Consider the following 16,655-nt stretch of genomic DNA (forward strand, 5'->3'; position numbering starts at 1 on the left):
CTTCATGCCCCAGCACAGAGAAAACCCGGTAAAACCGGTATTTGTTCCGCGAAAAAGCCCAAACAGCGTTTTACCAACCGCAGGAATGCGCAATGAATCGACCCTATTTCACAGCTTGTTGTTTTGTAATTCGGGCATTTCTGCTGATGTAAGGAACTGAACGAGCAGGGAAAATGCGTGGCGTGATAAAGTTTCCATGGAACGACCGGGCCGGTAAACTGTCCCCAATAAAAATTGCAGCTCTCATTGCGGCTTTTATCCCTCTGGTGCTCATCACCACCGGATACAAGGCCAATGTTCTCGGGCCACGGCCCATCACCGAAGCCATTCACCAGACGGGTGATTGGGCAATTCGCTTCTTCCTGATCTCGCTCGCCATAACGCCCTTGCGCCAGATTACCCGCTGGAACAGGCTCATTCTGATCCGGCGTATTCTCGGCCTGACGGCGCTTGCCTATGCCGCCCTGCATTTCTCACTCTACATAGTTGACCAGAACGGCAACCTATTACGGGTGGCCAGCGAGATCTGGCTGCGCATCTATCTGTTGATCGGCTTTACGGTATTGCTCGGATTGACTGCCCTTGGCGTGACCTCCACCGATGCAATGATCCGGCGCTTAGGGAAAAACTGGAACCGCCTGCACCGCCTCGCCTATCCGCTGGCGGCGCTGGGTGTGCTGCACTTTTTCATGCAATCCAAGGCAGATGTCACGCAGGCGACGCTGATGGCCGGTTTCCTGTTTGCGCTTCTCATGTACCGGCTTGCCCATGCGCGCGGTTTTTCCCTGTCTTCGGCCTGGACGCTCCTCGCCATTGCCGTATTGGCCGCGCTGGGAACGGCGCTTGCCGAATATTTGTGGTTTGCGCTTGCCACCAGGATTCCGCCGATGCGGGTGCTCCTTGCCAACCTCTCGTTCTCCTATTCGATCCGCCCGATGTGGTGGGTTCTGACGGCGGCGCTCATTCCCGCGCTGTGGCTTGGCATAAAATCTGCAACAAACCGGCAGGCCCGTAAACTCAACCCTGCACCAGCCAAACAAAACATCGGGCGATGAACACGATGTGTTCCATCTATCGCACGACGCCAAAAGAGACAGGTTTTGCTTTTCACCGCTGGAAAAAATGATATCGCTGTGGCCATGGAACCGCAGCTTACTCCCCTGATTGAATCGCTCCCCTCCACCGTGCCTTTTGTCGGGCCCGAAACATTGGAGCGCACACGCAACCGGCCCTTTCGCGCCCGTCTTGGCGCCAATGAGAACGGTTTCGGACCAGCGCCTTCCGTTATAGCAGCGATGCGCGACGCTGCCCCCGAGGTGTGGAAATATTGCGATCCCGAAAATTTCGAACTGAAAGCAGCGCTTGCAGCGCACCTCGCCGTCACGCCGCGCAATGTCGTGGTTGGCGAAGGTGTCGACACCTTGCTGGGGCTCACCGTTCGCCAATATGTGCGCGAGGGAACGCCAGTTGTCACCTCGCTCGGAGCCTATCCCACGTTCAATTTTCACGTGGCAGGTTTTGGCGGAAGGCTTGTCACGGTCCCCTATCGGAATGACCGCGAAGACCTTGATGCCCTCCTCGACGCGGTCATTCGCGAAAAGGCACCGCTCGTCTATTTCTCCAATCCCGACAATCCCATGGGAACCTGGCACGAGGCATCGGAGATCGAGACCTTCATCGCGGCGTTGCCCGAAACCACCATGCTGATCCTCGATGAAGCTTACGGGGAAACCGCGCCGGCTTCCGCCTTGCCTGCTATCGACGTCTCCCGGCCCAATTTACTGCGTATGCGCACCTTCTCCAAGGCCTATGGCCTCGCAGGCATGCGCTGCGGTTATGCCATCGGCGGGGAAAGCCAGATCACGGCCTTTGACAAGATACGCAACCACTTTGGCATGAACCGGATGGCGCAGATTGCAGCGTTGGCGGCGCTCGCAGATCAGTCCTATCTGGGTGAGGTGGTGTCCCGCATCATTGCCGGTCGCGACCGCATCGCAGCCATTGCCGCAAAGAATGGGCTTGCCGCCATTCCCTCCGCCACCAATTTCGTCACCATCGACTGCGGGCGCGACGGAGCCTATGCCGCCAGTGTCCTCAACGGTCTCATCGAGCGCGACATTTTCGTCCGCAAGCCCATGGCCCCCGTGCTTGATCGCTGCATTCGTGTCAGTGTCGGCCTGGATGAAGAGCTTGATCTGTTCGCGGAAAAACTCGCCGAGACACTGACTGCATTAAAGTAGACCGGGACTGCGCTGAAGCAGACCGGCTGCACGGAAATGGACTGGAACAAAACATGGCATCGAATGGCAAGACGAACAGTGGCGCCCCCAACCCTGACAATATCCGTGTGCACAACATCAACCGCACGTTTGCGGGCCTTGGCGGTCTGATTGGTGCAGCCGGAATAGCGGCCTATGCGGCGGCGGCGCACAGCGCCAGCGCACATATGGCCACGATCGCACCTATCCTGTTCATCCACGCTCCGGCTTTCCTCGCACTCGCGGTGCTGGCGAAAACCAGCCGCGCAGCCTATCTCGGCGGCCTCGTCCTGCTGCTCGGCCTCATGCTTTTCATCGGCGATCTCGCCTCGCGTGACATAACCGGTGACCGCCTGTTCCCCGGTGCGGCACCTGTTGGCGGCACACTTCTCATTCTTGGCTGGCTGCTCATCGCCGCAACAGCCTTCCGGGCACTCGATTTTAAGAAATAAGCACCTGGAAACAGAACACACAGGTCTACGGCCTGATCGATCAGATCAGGTCGTCCCCTTCAACTTGTCATTGCAAAGCTTATAGTAACCACCACCCTTCTCGATCCATCTCATGCCACCGAGCGCATTGTTATCCTTATTGATGTGGTACTGTTCCAGACACGTATGCATGCGTGCCTTGGCTGGTTTCTCTGCCGCGAATTTACTGGAGACAACACTCGGAAACACGAGTGATTTCGCGAGAGCTGTTTGGGTGCCTTGGGGTGCGACTTCAACCTTTTTCCCCGATGCTGCACCGTCCGGCGCTGCGGTGGCAGATATAGCTTTCGCGCATTCCTCCTTGCGGTATTCATTCCAGGTTTTTACGCTGCCTGCCGCCTGCGCGGCTTTATACTTGACGCTACATTCTTTCAGGGAAATCGCCTGCGCCGGCATGCCCCATGCCAGCAAAACAATCGCGGCAACCGGCACAGGAAGCAATTTCTTAAATTTTTGATCGATCATGTTTTTTACTCTGAATGTTTTCAAAAATTCCACGTAATCAAAGGCATATCGAAGACTGGCAATGTATTGAATCTACCCGTTTTTGATCCACAAAGCCATCGGGCACTCCCTCATCACTTCGTCGTAGAGTCCTCCCCTTCCAGTTGAATAAACAAGTACCGCGAGTTGATTTTTCCCCTTGAATGAATTGAACGTTCGTTTTATTAACTCCATATGGCAAGGACAATTGGTTCAGACGGCGAAAAGACCCAGGCAGCGATTCATGTCGCGGCACGGCGTCTGATTGCCAAGGTAGGCTATGAGGCCATGTCCATGCGCCAGCTGGCCGAAAAGGTTGGTGTGCAGGCTGCCGCTCTCTATCGCTATCACCCGACCAAGCAGGAACTGCTCTTTGCGGTGATGCGCGATCACATGGACCGGCTGCTGGCAGCATGGCAGACCGAGAGCCAGCACCTTGCAGCGCCGCTGGAGCGCCTTGCCGCCTTCATCCGCTTTCACATTCGCTATCACGTTGAACGGCGGGATGATGTGCATATTGCCAATATGGAATTGCGCAGCCTGCAGGGTGAAAGGCTGGCTATTCTGGTGGAATTGCGTGCAGTCTACGAGAACGAACTGCGGCTGATCCTCGAGGCGGGCAGCACATCCGGTCAATTTGATATCGACGACATTCCGCTGACGACCCGGGCGATCATTGCGATGACCACGGGGGTGAATGTCTGGTTCCGGCCGGATGACAGGCTTACTGTCACGCAGATTGCGGAAAAATACGTCACTATGGGACTGCGCCTTGTTGGTGCCAAGAATTTCACGACAAAGGACATGGGAGATTAGAATGTATCAGTCAGGTCTGCGATTTGGACTTTCGGACGATCTCGAAGCGCTGCGCGAGACGGTGCACCGGTTTGCGCAGGAACGCATCGCGCCGCTGGCCGCCGAGACCGACCGGTCCAACCAGTTCCCCATGCATCTCTGGCAGGAAATGGGCGCGCTCGGCCTTCTCGGCATGACGGCAAATCCGGATTTCGGCGGCTCGGGCCTCGGCTATCTCGCCCATGCCATTGCCGTGGAGGAGATTTCCCGCGCATCGGCTTCCGTCGGCCTGTCCTACGGCGCGCATTCCAACCTTTGCGTCAATCAGATCAACCGCTGGGGCACGGACGAGCAGAAGGCGAAATATCTGCCGAAGCTGTGTTCGGGTGAACATGTGGGTTCGCTTGCCATGTCCGAACCCGGTGCCGGCTCCGACGTGGTGTCGATGAAGCTGCGGGCCGACAAGAAGAACGATCGCTACGTGCTGAACGGCAACAAGATGTGGATCACCAATGGTCCCGATGCCGATACGCTGGTGGTTTATGCCAAGACTGATCCCGCCGCCGGTTCGCGCGGCATGACGGCGTTTCTCGTCGAAAAAGGGTTCAAGGGCTTCAGCACGGCGCAAAAGCTCGACAAGCTCGGCATGCGTGGCTCCAATACCTGCGAACTGGTGTTCGAGGATTGCGAAATTCCGTTCGAGAACGTGCTCGGTGAAGAGGGTCAGGGCGTGCGCATTCTCATGTCCGGCCTTGATTATGAACGTGTCGTGCTCGCCGGTGGCCCGCTCGGCATCATGTCCGCCTGCCTCGACGTGGTGGTGCCCTATGTGCATGAACGCAAGCAGTTCGGTCAGCCGATCGGCGAATTCCAGCTGATGCAGGGCAAGCTTGCCGATATGTATACGACGATGAACGCTTCACGCGCTTACGTCTATGCGGTTGCCGCCGCCTGCGATCGCGGAGAGACCACACGCAAGGATGCGGCCGGCTGCATTCTCTACGCGGCGGAAAAAGCCACATGGTGCGCCCTTGAAGCCATTCAGGCGCTTGGCGGCAATGGCTACATCAATGATTACCCGACAGGACGCCTGCTGCGCGATGCCAAGCTCTACGAGATCGGCGCAGGCACCAGCGAAATCCGCCGTATGCTGATCGGGCGTGAAATGTTCGGTGAGAGCGCCTGAATGGCATGAATTCAGTTTCATGCCATTCTTTGGTAGAATTGCCATGTTTTGTATATGATGGCAAATTCCTTCCATTGTTCTCAAAGAGGTCTTTAACAATGGCGCGCAAAAAGAGTGAAGGTTTCAGTGAGGAACCGCAAACCTTTGACTATGAAGCCGACACCTCTCCGGCATCATTTTCCTGGGCTGTAACTGCAACAATAGGCGATGGTGGCCGATTGGTCATCCCAGCCGAGATGCGCAAGCTTATGAACGTGAAGCCGGGCGACACCGTCGCCTTGCGCATGGTTGATGGTTATCTTCAGGTTGCCTCCCAGAGTGCGACGTTGAAAAAAATCTGGGAGAGCGCCGAAAAGCTCAAAAAGCCTGGTGTCAATCTGGTGGATGAATTCATTGCCGACCGCTTGGCCGAACAGCGCGCTTCTGATGCTCGGTTTGACCGCCTCGCTCGAGAAGCCGCTGAAATTGCCAAGGCGCAGAAGAAATGACAGGGATTGTTCTTGATGCGTCAGCTGTTTTGGCCGTTCTTTTGCAGGAACCCGGTGCAGAGCGTGCGCAGTCCTGCCTTTCCGGCGCACTCTGCACGACCGTCAACCTGGCCGAGATCATGGCCACCTGCGCCGACAAGGGTCTTTCCCTTGCCTTTCCCGATGCACTGATGACCGGATACAGTGTCCGGTATGTTGATTTCGACAAGGATCTCGCACTGACCGCCGCATTGCTCCGTCCGGCAACCCGCCACAGGGGCCTTTCTCTCGGCGACCGCGCCTGCCTTGCCCTTGCCATACGTGAAAATGCCACCGCCATCACCACCGACCGCGCCTGGGCTGACCTTGATGTCGGCTGCCACATCGAAGTGATCCGATAGGAGAATACATGACCATACTTCAATCCCAGATCACCACCACATCCGAAACCTTTGCCGCCAATGCGGAGCGCATGCGCGCCCTTGTCGATGACATCAAGGCCAAGGCTGCGCTGGTGACCAAAGGCGGGACCGACGAAGCGCGCAAGCGCCACACGTCACGCAACAAGCTTCTGCCACGCGACCGGTTGGCGCAGCTGCTTGATCCCGGTTCGCCCTTTCTGGAAATCGGCCAGTTTGCGGCATGGGACATGTATGGCGACAACATCGCATCGGCAGGGCTGATCGCCGGTATCGGACGTGTTTCCGGCAAGGAGGTGATGATTGTCGTCAATGACGCCACGGTCAAAGGCGGCACCTATTATCCTCTGACCGTGAAGAAGCATTTGCGTGCGCAGGAAATCGCGCTGCAGAACAACCTCCCCTGCATCTATCTCGTTGATTCCGGCGGTGCGAACCTGCCCAATCAGGACGAGGTTTTTCCGGATCGCGAGCACTTTGGCCGCATCTTCTACAATCAGGCCAACATGTCCGCGGCGGGTATACCGCAGATCGCCGTGGTCATGGGGTCCTGCACTGCGGGCGGTGCCTATGTGCCAGCCATGTCGGAAGAAACCATCATGGTCAAAGGCCAGGCGACGATCTTTCTGGCTGGCCCGCCACTGGTGAAAGCCGCAACCGGTGAGGACGTGACGGCGGAAGATCTCGGCGGGGCCGAAGTGCATACGCGCGAGTCCGGCGTAGCCGATCACTATGCCATGGACGACGCCCACGCCCTTGCCATTGCCCGGCGCATCGTCGGAAACCTGAATCGAAAGAAAGAGATAGGACTCGACCTTCGCAAAGTGAGTCCGCCTCTTTACGATCCACATGAACTCTACGGCATCGTGCCGACCGACCTGCGCCAGCCCTATGACGTGCGCGAGGTTATCGCCCGTGTGGTCGACGGTTCGGAATTCGATGAGTTCAAGCAGAATTACGGCACCAGCCTCATCACCGGTTTTGCCCATCTCTACGGCATGCCGGTCGGCATCATCGCCAACAACGGCGTGCTGTTTTCGGAAAGCGCGCTCAAAGGCACGCACTTCATCGAGTTGTGCACGCAGCGTGGCATCCCGCTCGTCTTCCTGCAGAACATCACCGGCTTCATGGTCGGCCGCTCCTACGAGGCGGGTGGCATTGCCAAGGATGGCGCCAAGCTCGTTACGGCGGTTGCCACGGCGCGCGTGCCCAAGGTGACGATGATCCTCGGCGGCTCCTTCGGTGCCGGCAATTACGGCATGTGCGGCCGCGCCTTCTCACCGCGCTTCCTGTGGATGTGGCCAAACGCCCGCATCTCCGTCATGGGCGGTGAACAGGCGGCAACGGTGCTGGCACTGGTCAAGCGCGAGGGCATCGAACGCAAGGGCGGCGACTGGCCAGCCAGCGACGAGGCAGCCTTCCGTGCGCCAATTCTTGAAAAATACGAACGCGAGGGCCATCCGCTCTATTCGTCGGCACGCCTCTGGGATGACGGGATCATCGATCCGGCCAAAACCCGCGAGGTTCTCGCCCTTTCACTTTCCGCAGCCCTGAATGCACCCGTGGAGGACACCAAGTTCGGTGTCTTCAGGATGTAAGGAGAAAAACCATGACAAATATGTTCTCCAGAATCCTTATCGCCAATCGTGGTGAAATTGCCTGCCGTGTCATCCGCACGGCGCAGAAGATGGGTATTGGCACGGTCGCGGTCTATTCCGATGCGGATGCCAATGCCCTGCATGTGGCAATGGCCGATGAGGCTGTGCATATCGGCGGCTCGTCGGTGTCGGAAAGCTATCTGCGCGCCGACCGCATCATTCAGGCAGCCATTGATACCGGTGCCGAGGCCATTCATCCCGGCTACGGGTTCCTGTCGGAAAATCCCGGGTTTGTCGACGCGGTGGTCAAGGCAGGATTGGTCTTCATTGGTCCTTCGGCCGATTCCATCCGTGCCATGGGGTTGAAGGATGCCGCCAAGCGGCTGATGGAAAAGGCAGGTGTGCCTGTCGTTCCCGGATATCATGGCGAAGCGCAGGAACTGGTTGTGCTCGCTTCCAAGGCGCGTGAGATCGGTTATCCCGTGCTGATCAAGGCGCGGGCGGGCGGTGGCGGCAAGGGCATGCGCAAGGTCGACAGTCCCGATGATTTTGCCGAAGCCCTGGGCAGTGCGCGGCGCGAAGCCAAAAGTGCCTTCGGCGATGACCGGGTGCTGGTGGAAAAATACGTCTCCAAGCCGCGCCATATCGAAGTGCAGGTATTCGGCGACAATCACGGCAATGCCGTCCATCTCTATGAGCGCGACTGCTCGTTGCAGCGCCGACATCAGAAGGTCATCGAGGAAGCCCCTGCTCCCGATATCACGCCGGAAATGCGCGCTGCGATGACCGATGCTGCGGTCAAGGCGGCCAAGGCCATCAACTATTCCGGCGCGGGCACGATCGAGTTCATTGTCGATGCCAGTCAGGGTCTGCGGCCGGACGGCTTCTGGTTCATGGAAATGAATACGCGCCTGCAGGTCGAGCATCCTGTCACGGAAATGATCACCGGCCTTGATCTGGTCGAATGGCAATTGCGCGTGGCTGCAGGTGAACCCTTGCCTCTGACGCAAGCGCAAATTCCGTTGAACGGCCATGCGGTGGAAGCCCGGCTTTACGCGGAAGACCCGGCCAAAGGTTTTCTGCCTGCCATCGGCACGCTGCATCACCTCACCTTTCCGGCCACTGTCAATGGGGGGACGGTACGCATCGAAACCGGTGTGCGTCCGGGCGATACGATCTCGCCCTATTACGATCCGATGATTGCCAAGATCGTTGTGCATGCAACGGACCGCGCCAGCGCGCTCCATGCCATGGAGGACGCACTCCTGCACACGGAGATTGCGGGTACGGTCACCAATGCGGCGTTTCTGGCAGCGCTCGTTCGGCATCAGGGTTTTGCCGCCGGAGACGTGGATACCGGCCTGATTGACCGGCATCTTCATAGCCTTGTCGTTCCCGTAGCAATGCCTGCTGGCGCGAAGGAACTGGCCGTGCTTTACGCCAGCGGTCTTTTGATAAAAGCAGTATCCGACGATCCCTGGACCGCCCTGCGCGGTTACAGCCATCATGCGCCATCGCACTATCCGGTCACACTGGGCGAACCCGGTCAAACAACCCGATATGGGGTTGCGGTTCTTGGGGATGATCGTTTTGAGATTGCCGCGCCCGACACTGCAGTCGATTTGCGTGTCCGGCACGATGGCGGTGGCTGGCATATCACGGGCAAAGGTATCAACCTGAAGGCGAAAACAGCGGCCATACCGCAAGGTGTTGCAATTATCGCCACGGGCGTGGTGGCAACATTCGCACTGATCGATCCATTACAGCGGGCCGAAGAAGCCGGAGGCGCCGGAGACCGGTTGACAGCCCCCATGCCGGGTCTGGTGAAATCCGTCCGGGTATCTGCTGGTGATATGGTCAAGAAGGGGCAAGTGCTCCTGGTCCTGGAGGCCATGAAAATGGAGCATTCCATCACCGCTCCCCATGACGGAAAAATTGCCGAAATCGTCAAAGAAGGTGCACAGGTCAAGGAGAAGACTGCTCTGGTGCGTTTCGAAGAACTCGAATCTGCCGAACTGACCAAAAAGTGAAGCAGAAATGACAAACTGGCATGCTAGTCATAGGACCAGCGTCAGTCGCGTGCCTGAGACGAAGAGTACACCGTTCAAAGCAGAGGAGATCGGCCAATGGCTACCAAATCATTGCAGACAATCAAACGTGCTCCCACCGCGACCCCCAGCGATCTTGGAGCGGAGGCAACACGCGATATCGCAGCGGCTGTCAACGCGCTGCTTGCCGACACATTCGCGTTGTATATGAAAACGAAAAACTTCCACTGGCACATGAGCGGGCCGCACTTCCGCGATTATCATCTGATGCTTGACGAACAGGGCGCCCAGATCTTTGATATGACAGATGTTCTGGCGGAACGGGTACGCAAGATCGGCGGAACCACATTGCACTCCATCGGGCAGATTTCAGCCCAGCAGCGTCTGCTCGACAACGACGCCAATTTCGTCACACCTGAGGATATGCTGGCCGAACTGCGCGACGACACCAAAAGCTTCATCGGCTATCTCCGCCAGGTACATGAGCTATGCAGTGAGTATCGTGACAGCGCCACCACGAGCATCATCGAGAACTACATTGATGAAGCAGAACGCCGCCACTGGTTCCTGTTTGAGGCAACCCGGACCGGACCAGCGGGTGTCTGACGAGTAAACAGGATAGCGCGGCATGATCTCGGGGCTCGCGTAGAGCTGACGATTGTGCCGCTCTAGTCGTTCGCCTTGGTCATTTTTGCGCGCTTGGCGCGGGTTTGCGTGTCAGCAATGAGACCTTCAACGGCGGAAATGTTCAGTGCCAAAGTCGCTATTTTTCTCAATGTATTATTGTCAGGAAATGCATTGCTTTTTGCAGTCGAGATTATCAACTCTTTTTGAGCATCGCTCAATTTTGATAATAACTCTCCAAGCTCGTTCTGCATAACTTCCCCGCAATTTTCAAGAATCAGAAAATTCCATAAATCGTTTACTTAACTGATATCCCAGTCTTCGCAACCCCACAGAGTTGTGAAATGTCGCGGATAAAATCGCATTGTTTCACATTACCTATCGTAATTTTCATGATAAATTTCATCAAGAAAAATTATTATACTTCCTATATCGAGCACATATAATCAGAATATCTGGAATATACATTATACGAATTCTTCATACGAAAAACGCCATCCGCATTTAGACTTGTATCGATATTCTGTATGCATCATTTTGCATGAGGACTTACTGTATAAAGATTACGTATAACTCACTCCTGCTATGATTTTCTCAGGTCTCCTCTGACCTTGCCGCTATTCGTCGTGCATGCCGGATGAGTACAGCTCCACCCTCCCATCGACCTAACGGTTAGGTTGTAATTAGTATGACAATCTCGTCCTGATTGCGTCAATAATGTGGAGATATCAAAGAAAATGGTGCGCCCTGCCCATAGTTGGCAAGGTTATATGTCAGCGAACCAATGCTGCGAGCAGCCGCCTCAACCGATAGCAGCGCATGATGCCGGCAATCTCGTGTCGCGTGATCCCCGCATCCCGCAGCAGATGCTCACCGGGCTTGTCCTGCAATGCCTGCAATTGACGCGCCTCGCAGTTCACTGCGACCCATATTCTCCAAAGATTTGAAAACAAAGGGAAAATGGACATTACGAACTTCCAGCATCATGGACAACTACAATGCTTGATCCAATTCTTGACATATATCAAACGAATAGGAATTATGCCTGTCATTCGAAATTTTCATTGCGAGTTGCACCATGCCCCTTCCCCTCGACAGCGATCTGCTCCGTACGTTTCTGGCCGTGGCGACAACAGGCAACGTCACCCGGGCGGCGGAGAAAATTGGCCGGACACAATCGGCAGTGAGCATCCAGATCAAGCGATTGGAAGACGTTCTGGGAGAGTGTGTTTTCGACCGCGGTTCTCGCGGCGTGACACTGACCGCGCAGGGTCAGGCACTGCTGGTAAACGCCCATCGCATCGTTGGCCTGTTGGATGAGACCATGGCGGCTATCCGGGCCAAACCGCTTGGCGGCCCGGTGCGGATCGGCCTTCCCGAGGAATATGGCTATACTGTATTGCCCCGCGCCCTGGCGGCCTTTGCCAGCCAGCATCCGCAAGTGGAAGTAACCGTCAGATGCGGATATTCGGCACAACAGCTGGCTGCGCTGGACGCTGATGAGCTTGACCTTGCCGTCATTTTCAACTGGGAGCCGCCGACAACGGGTGAAGTTCTGTTTGTCGACCCCACCGTCTGGGTGACTTCGGAGATGCATTGCGTGCATGAGATCACACCCGTTCCCATTGCAATCTATGAACGCTCCGACTGGTGCAAGAAATTCGCCATAGGATCGCTGGAGAGAAACAAGATCGATTACCGCGTGGCCTATAGCTGCGATACAGGTGGCGGCTTGAAAATCGCGGCGATTTCCGGTCTCGCCGTCGCGCCGCTTGCCCGCAGCAACATCCCACCGGGCTGCCGCGAACTGAGCGAGGCAGAGGGCTTTCCAGTCATTGATTCGTCGAATGTGGTGCTGCGGCGCAATCCGCGTATGAGGAGCCCGGCGATTGACGGCATGGCGAAGGTTATCCGCGATGCTTTCCAGCCCATGGGGACAGCGGCGCTGTGAGTGACCATCTCTGACGGAGCCGGCGGTAAACTCCCGCCAGTGGTTCGACAAGCCCACCATGAGGGAGTGATGGGTTGCAGGAAGCTATATTCTGCGACGTCGCCAATTGGCTTTGCAGTCAACAATCTCCCTCATGGTGAGCTTGTTGAACCACGAACTGCAGTGAATGCCATCTGCATTTTCCAAGCACAGATTTATGCGTTTGCGGTTTAGTGCGAAGTCATCCATTCGCGTGCTTCGCGCATTGCCGTCGCCAGATCGGCTTTGGACATAGTCTTCACCAACTGGGCCCGTAACTCCGCGGCGCGGTCGCTGCCTTTGATCGCGGCGATGTTGAACCATTTGTGTGCTGCCACATGATCAACATCACAGTCACGGCCTGTGGCATACATGATGCCCATTTCAAAGAGAATGTCCGTTTCTGCTGTCCCGCCGACATGTCCGGCATCGATATTCTGAAGATCAAAGCGTGCCATTTTACCGTGTCCCTGTTTTAACCGATAAGCCCTGTTAGACTTCTGAGAACCGCCTGATTTGTTTGTTTTGGCGTGCTCTTTCGATACTTTCGAGAATGCCACACAGCCTTGAAATTGCTGTTAAGGGGCATGCTTAACTGGAGCCAAACAAAACTAAAACAACTCGTAAACTTCGGAATTCATTAAATATATCGCCCCAGCAATTGCAGGCATTTGGGACAAATTTGCCTAAAATGCATTCTTTGGATTTCAAGCCTTTGCTAACCAAAGAACAGCTTCTTCCTGCAACGCTCGTTCAGATCCACGCGCCGGCAAGGCTCCGGATGCGACCCAGGAACCCTAAAAAACCCCGCCCTTGACCACGCATAAGGCTTTCTTTCAGGGTTTTTTTGAATTACGTTTACGTAAGGGACATGCAAATGGACGAGGAGAGATCCCATTTGCCGCACAACCCTTACCGGGAGGAAAATATGAATCGCAAATTTTTATTGGCATGTGCCGGCTTCGTACTCATGGCAGGCCCGGCACTGGCCGAGGAGCCTATCGTCGGCACGTGGAAACGGCCTACCGGCACGCTCATCCAGTACGCGTCCTGCGGCGCGGACAAGTATTGCGGCACGGTCTTGACCGGCGAATACAAGGGCAAGTCCATAGGCGAGATGTCCGGCAAGGGCGGATCCTACAAGGGCCAGGTCAACAAGCTCGACGAGGGCAAGACCTATAATGGCAAGGCCAGCGTGAGCGGCAATACCTTGTCCCTGTCAGGCTGCGTGCTGGGCGGCCTTATCTGCAAGAGCGAAAGCCTGACGCGCCAGTAATTTTCACATTGCATGGATTACCCCGCGAGCGCGCACAGCATTCGCGGGGTTTTTGTTTGCCCGTTTCAGATGTGTTCGGCAACGAGGCTTGCCACTTTCTGATGAATGGCGTTGCGGCTGTCCGCTGTACCCTTGGGGTCATAGAGGTAGACGGTCAGCGCGATGGGCTTGCGGTCCGGCGGCCAGATCACCGCGACGTCATTGGCCATTCCGCTATCGCTGGTTCCTGTTTTGTCGCCTACTTTCCAATCCTTTGGCAGCCCTGCCCGCAAACGCTTGTCGCCAACCTTGTTGCCGATCAGCCAATCGGCGAGCTGCTTGCGTGACTGTTCCGACAAAGCGGTGCCAAGGACAGTCTTTTCGAGATTCACGCGCATGGCATCAGGTGTGGTCGTATCGCGTGGATCGCCGGGCGTGGCTTCATTGAGCTCGGTTTCACGTCGGTCCAGTCTGGTGATCTTGTCGCCAAGGCTGCGCGCATACTCCGTCACTCCCTTCGATCCACCCAGTGCATCGAGCATGAGGTTTCCGGCGGTATTGTCACTCCAGATGATCGCAGCCTCGCAAATGGCCGAAAGCGACATTCCCTCACCCACATGCTTTTCAGTTACCGGCGAATAGGGCACAAGATCGGACTTCTTGTAGGTCACGATCCGGCCCAACTGCTCTTTCTTCTGGTCAACCCGGGCAAGTATGGCAGCCGCCGCAAAAAACTTGAAGGTACTGCACATGGCAAACAGCTCCGTCTCGCGGTAGTTGATGCGCTTACCGGAGCCGGTATCGTGCGCCGAAACCCCAAGCCGCGCACCGGTTGTCTTTTCCAGGTCTTTGAACGCGGCCTCGAGATCCGTCGCCGCGGCTGCGCTCGCCGACCTCATCGACAGCGACAGCGCCGGAACAACCAGCATGGACCCAACAAGCGCAGCGCGGCGCGTAATATGACCTGACATATCTCATCTCCATCTCCGGCATCATGAATCGCAAGGCGGCCCCTGCTGCGGGGAAACTGATGCCCGATATGGCGCTTTCCAAGGAAACTTTGTGACGCAAAAATGGACGCACAGCGAATGTTGACGTTCGCAAAATGAACGTGTATTAAACCAATAGGTTATTTAACCTTATTGTTATGTACAATAAGAACGGGTTGCGGAGGAAAAGGAAACATGGTCGCAGCGCAGGCACTCAGAGACAGTGATAACGAGCTGACAATTGTGCGCATCGTCGATGCGCCCGTTGCACTTGTCTTCAAGGCTTGGTCACAACCAGAACATGTTATGCGGTGGTGGGGGCCAAAGAATTTTACCTGCCCCGGCTGCGTGATGGATTTCCGGGAAGGCGGCGCATACCGCTCCTCCATCCGGTCACCTGACGGAGAAGACGCCTGGATGGTTGGTCATTACCGGGAGATCGTTGAACCGGAGCGCATCGTCTTTACCTTCGCGTGGGAGGACGCCGATGGCACCCGTGGACCACAAACACTGGTGAGCATCGCCTTGAGTGCGCAAGGCCATCGCACAAAACTGGTTTTCCATCAGGCGCCGTTCGATTCAGTGGAAGACCGGGATTCGCACCGAAACGGCTGGACCGAATGCATGGAACGTCTGGAAGCTTATGTCGAGCTGCTGGGACATGCCCACTGATGGGCGTATAGTCCGGAACGCTTATGGACTGATTATCGCTTGAAGCAATATCAAGGAGGAAACGATGAACACCCATACAACTGTTGATGACCGCAAGGTTGTTTCCCGCGGCGAGTGGGACAAGGCCAGAAAGGCCTTTCTGCTGAAGGAAAAGGCATTTACAAAACAGCGCGACGCGCTTAACCGCGAGCGACGCTCGCTTCCGATGGTGAAGATCGACAAGAACTACCTTTTCGAAGGACCTGCGGGCAAACTTGGCCTGTCCGATCTATTCGAGGGTCGCCGCCAGTTGATAGTCTATCACTTCATGCTGGGACCGGACGAAGGTGAAGGTTGCCCCGGATGTTCGTTCCTCGCTGACAGCATCGGCAATCTGGCGCACCTGCACGCCCGTGACACCACTCTGGTGGTGGTATCCCGCGCACCCCTTGCTGAAATCGAGGCCTACAGGAAGCGTATGGGCTGGACATTTCCCTGGGTGTCTTCGTATGGCAGCGATTTCAACTACGATTTCCACGTAACGCTGGACGAGAAAGTCACACCGCCGGTCTATAACTATACCACAGCCCAAGAGTATGAGCGCAAAGGCATGCCTTGGTTCATGCAGGGCGAACAGCCGGGAACAAGTGTCTTCCTGCGCGAAGGCGAGGACATCCTTCACACCTATTCGAGCTATGGCCGCGGCGGTGATCTGCAGCTTGGCACCTATAACTATCTAGACCTGACACCGCTCGGCCGGCAGGAGGGCTGGGACGGCACGCGCGATCTTGATGGCCTCGGCAAGAACTGGGTCAAGCGTCACGACGAATATCCCGCCGCTGGCGAATCTGCTGACGGTACATGCTGCCATTGATAGCCATCACCCCATTGGGAGATATCCGATGAAAAAGACCTATCATGGCAGTTGCCATTGCCATACGGTGCGCTTCGAATGCACCATTGATCTTGATGCCGGTACGAGCAAATGCAACTGCTCGTTCTGTGCCAAGCTCCGGTTCTGGAAAGCGTTTATCGGCGGTGACGCCCTGCAACTTCTTGCGGGCGGTGATAATCTGACGGAGTACCAGTTCGGCAGCAAAACCATCCGCCATTTCTTCTGCAAGACCTGCGGCGTCAAGCCTTTTGGACGGGGAGAACTGGAAGTGATGGGCGGCGTCTTCTATGCCGTCAACCTGTCCGTTCTCGACGATCTTTCACAGGAGGAACTGCTCGCGGCCCCACTGCAATATCAGGACGGGTTGCACAACAACTGGGGAGAGGTCCCCACGGAGACACGGCATTTGTAGAGATCGAGAAGGGCGACATTTGCAGAGCTTGTGGTTTGTGGGTCGTGTTTCGACAAGCTCTGCCATCCGATTCACATGGAGAAGAGTCAGGAGCATTTCCAACGGAGTGAGAATC

20 protein-coding genes are annotated in these 16,655 nt (G+C 56.2%); 15 read left to right on the plus strand and 5 right to left on the minus strand.

Features of this window, described 5'->3' with window-relative positions; translation table 11 throughout:
• The first annotated feature begins 173 nt into the window (after positions 1–173).
• From FHW16_RS01565 to FHW16_RS01575, 3 genes are all read left to right on the plus strand, one after another.
• Complete coding sequence (locus FHW16_RS01565; RefSeq protein ID WP_182547416.1) at positions 174–1,055, plus strand: sulfite oxidase heme-binding subunit YedZ; 882 nt, start codon at positions 174–176, stop codon at positions 1,053–1,055.
• Between the two features lie 84 nt (positions 1,056–1,139).
• Positions 1,140–2,240 carry a pyridoxal phosphate-dependent aminotransferase gene (locus FHW16_RS01570; protein ID WP_182548866.1) on the plus strand — a complete coding sequence of 367 codons (1,101 nt, stop codon included), beginning with the start codon at positions 1,140–1,142 and terminating at the stop codon, positions 2,238–2,240.
• A gap of 53 nt (positions 2,241–2,293) precedes the next feature.
• Positions 2,294–2,710: a DUF423 domain-containing protein gene (locus tag FHW16_RS01575; protein WP_182547417.1), complete on the plus strand. Its 417-nt coding sequence runs from the start codon at positions 2,294–2,296 to the stop codon at positions 2,708–2,710.
• A 45-nt stretch (positions 2,711–2,755) separates the two neighbouring features.
• Here the strand turns inward: FHW16_RS01575 and FHW16_RS01580 are convergent, their stop codons facing one another.
• Positions 2,756–3,214, minus strand: coding sequence for a hypothetical protein (locus FHW16_RS01580; RefSeq protein ID WP_182547418.1), 459 nt, complete (start codon positions 3,212–3,214; stop codon positions 2,756–2,758).
• A 213-nt stretch (positions 3,215–3,427) separates the two neighbouring features.
• Between FHW16_RS01580 and FHW16_RS01585 the strand changes: the two genes are divergently transcribed.
• The 7 genes from FHW16_RS01585 (at position 3,428) to FHW16_RS01615 (ending at position 10,351) form a co-directional block, all read left to right on the plus strand.
• On the plus strand, positions 3,428–4,048 hold the full coding sequence (locus FHW16_RS01585) for a TetR/AcrR family transcriptional regulator (protein WP_182547419.1): 621 nt from the start codon (positions 3,428–3,430) through the stop codon (positions 4,046–4,048).
• A 1-nt stretch (position 4,049) separates the two neighbouring features.
• The gene (locus FHW16_RS01590) at positions 4,050–5,213 is read left to right on the plus strand and encodes an isovaleryl-CoA dehydrogenase (RefSeq protein ID WP_182547420.1); all 1,164 of its coding nucleotides are present in this window, start codon (positions 4,050–4,052) and stop codon (positions 5,211–5,213) included.
• Between the two features lie 5 nt (positions 5,214–5,218).
• Positions 5,219–5,701: an AbrB/MazE/SpoVT family DNA-binding domain-containing protein gene (locus FHW16_RS01595; protein ID WP_182547421.1), complete on the plus strand. Its 483-nt coding sequence runs from the start codon at positions 5,219–5,221 to the stop codon at positions 5,699–5,701.
• Positions 5,698–6,081 carry a type II toxin-antitoxin system VapC family toxin gene (locus FHW16_RS01600; RefSeq protein ID WP_182547422.1) on the plus strand — a complete coding sequence of 128 codons (384 nt, stop codon included), beginning with the start codon at positions 5,698–5,700 and terminating at the stop codon, positions 6,079–6,081. The genes FHW16_RS01595 and FHW16_RS01600 overlap by 4 nt, the downstream gene beginning before the upstream one ends.
• An 8-nt stretch (positions 6,082–6,089) precedes the next feature.
• The gene (locus FHW16_RS01605) at positions 6,090–7,697 is read left to right on the plus strand and encodes a carboxyl transferase domain-containing protein (RefSeq protein ID WP_182547423.1); all 1,608 of its coding nucleotides are present in this window, start codon (positions 6,090–6,092) and stop codon (positions 7,695–7,697) included.
• A 20-nt stretch (positions 7,698–7,717) separates the two neighbouring features.
• Positions 7,718–9,727 (plus strand): acetyl/propionyl/methylcrotonyl-CoA carboxylase subunit alpha, encoded by a 2,010-nt coding sequence (locus tag FHW16_RS01610; RefSeq protein WP_182548867.1) that lies wholly within the window; start codon positions 7,718–7,720, stop codon positions 9,725–9,727.
• 96 nt (positions 9,728–9,823) lie between these two features.
• Complete coding sequence (locus tag FHW16_RS01615) at positions 9,824–10,351, plus strand: Dps family protein (RefSeq protein ID WP_182547424.1); 528 nt, start codon at positions 9,824–9,826, stop codon at positions 10,349–10,351.
• 62 nt (positions 10,352–10,413) lie between these two features.
• Here FHW16_RS01615 and FHW16_RS01620 read toward each other — a convergent pair whose 3' ends face one another.
• Complete coding sequence (locus tag FHW16_RS01620) at positions 10,414–10,623, minus strand: hypothetical protein (protein WP_182547425.1); 210 nt, start codon at positions 10,621–10,623, stop codon at positions 10,414–10,416.
• 519 nt (positions 10,624–11,142) lie between these two features.
• The gene (locus tag FHW16_RS01625; protein ID WP_182547426.1) at positions 11,143–11,337 is read right to left on the minus strand and encodes a hypothetical protein; all 195 of its coding nucleotides are present in this window, start codon (positions 11,335–11,337) and stop codon (positions 11,143–11,145) included.
• Positions 11,338–11,447: 110 nt separating this feature from the next.
• On the opposite strand from FHW16_RS01625, the gene FHW16_RS01630 reads away from it, so the two are divergent.
• On the plus strand, positions 11,448–12,320 hold the full coding sequence (locus tag FHW16_RS01630) for a LysR family transcriptional regulator (protein ID WP_182547427.1): 873 nt from the start codon (positions 11,448–11,450) through the stop codon (positions 12,318–12,320).
• Positions 12,321–12,529: 209 nt separating this feature from the next.
• On the opposite strand, the gene FHW16_RS01635 is transcribed toward FHW16_RS01630, so the two are convergent.
• The gene (locus FHW16_RS01635) at positions 12,530–12,796 is read right to left on the minus strand and encodes an SEL1-like repeat protein (protein WP_182547428.1); all 267 of its coding nucleotides are present in this window, start codon (positions 12,794–12,796) and stop codon (positions 12,530–12,532) included.
• 470 nt (positions 12,797–13,266) lie between these two features.
• Here FHW16_RS01635 and FHW16_RS01640 point away from each other — a divergent pair, with 470 nt between their 5' ends.
• Entirely contained in the window at positions 13,267–13,614 is a 348-nt protein-coding gene (locus tag FHW16_RS01640) for a DUF2147 domain-containing protein (RefSeq protein WP_182547429.1), read from the plus strand.
• A 65-nt stretch (positions 13,615–13,679) separates the two neighbouring features.
• Here FHW16_RS01640 and bla read toward each other — a convergent pair whose 3' ends face one another.
• Positions 13,680–14,564 (minus strand): class A beta-lactamase, encoded by an 885-nt coding sequence (gene bla / locus FHW16_RS01645; protein ID WP_182547430.1) that lies wholly within the window; start codon positions 14,562–14,564, stop codon positions 13,680–13,682.
• Positions 14,565–14,777: 213 nt separating this feature from the next.
• Between bla and FHW16_RS01650 the strand changes: the two genes are divergently transcribed.
• The 3 genes from FHW16_RS01650 to FHW16_RS01660 all read left to right on the plus strand — a co-directional run bounded on the left by FHW16_RS01650 (position 14,778) and on the right by FHW16_RS01660 (position 16,540).
• Positions 14,778–15,254, plus strand: a complete 477-nt coding sequence (locus tag FHW16_RS01650; protein WP_182547431.1) for an SRPBCC domain-containing protein — start codon at positions 14,778–14,780, stop codon at positions 15,252–15,254.
• A 64-nt stretch (positions 15,255–15,318) separates the two neighbouring features.
• On the plus strand, positions 15,319–16,107 hold the full coding sequence (locus FHW16_RS01655; RefSeq protein ID WP_182547432.1) for a DUF899 domain-containing protein: 789 nt from the start codon (positions 15,319–15,321) through the stop codon (positions 16,105–16,107).
• A 28-nt stretch (positions 16,108–16,135) separates the two neighbouring features.
• Positions 16,136–16,540, plus strand: coding sequence for a GFA family protein (locus FHW16_RS01660; RefSeq protein WP_182547433.1), 405 nt, complete (start codon positions 16,136–16,138; stop codon positions 16,538–16,540).
• Positions 16,541–16,655: the final 115 nt, after the last annotated feature.

Source organism: Phyllobacterium myrsinacearum, from assembly GCF_014138285.1.
Lineage (GTDB): Bacteria > Pseudomonadota > Alphaproteobacteria > Rhizobiales > Rhizobiaceae > Phyllobacterium > Phyllobacterium myrsinacearum_A.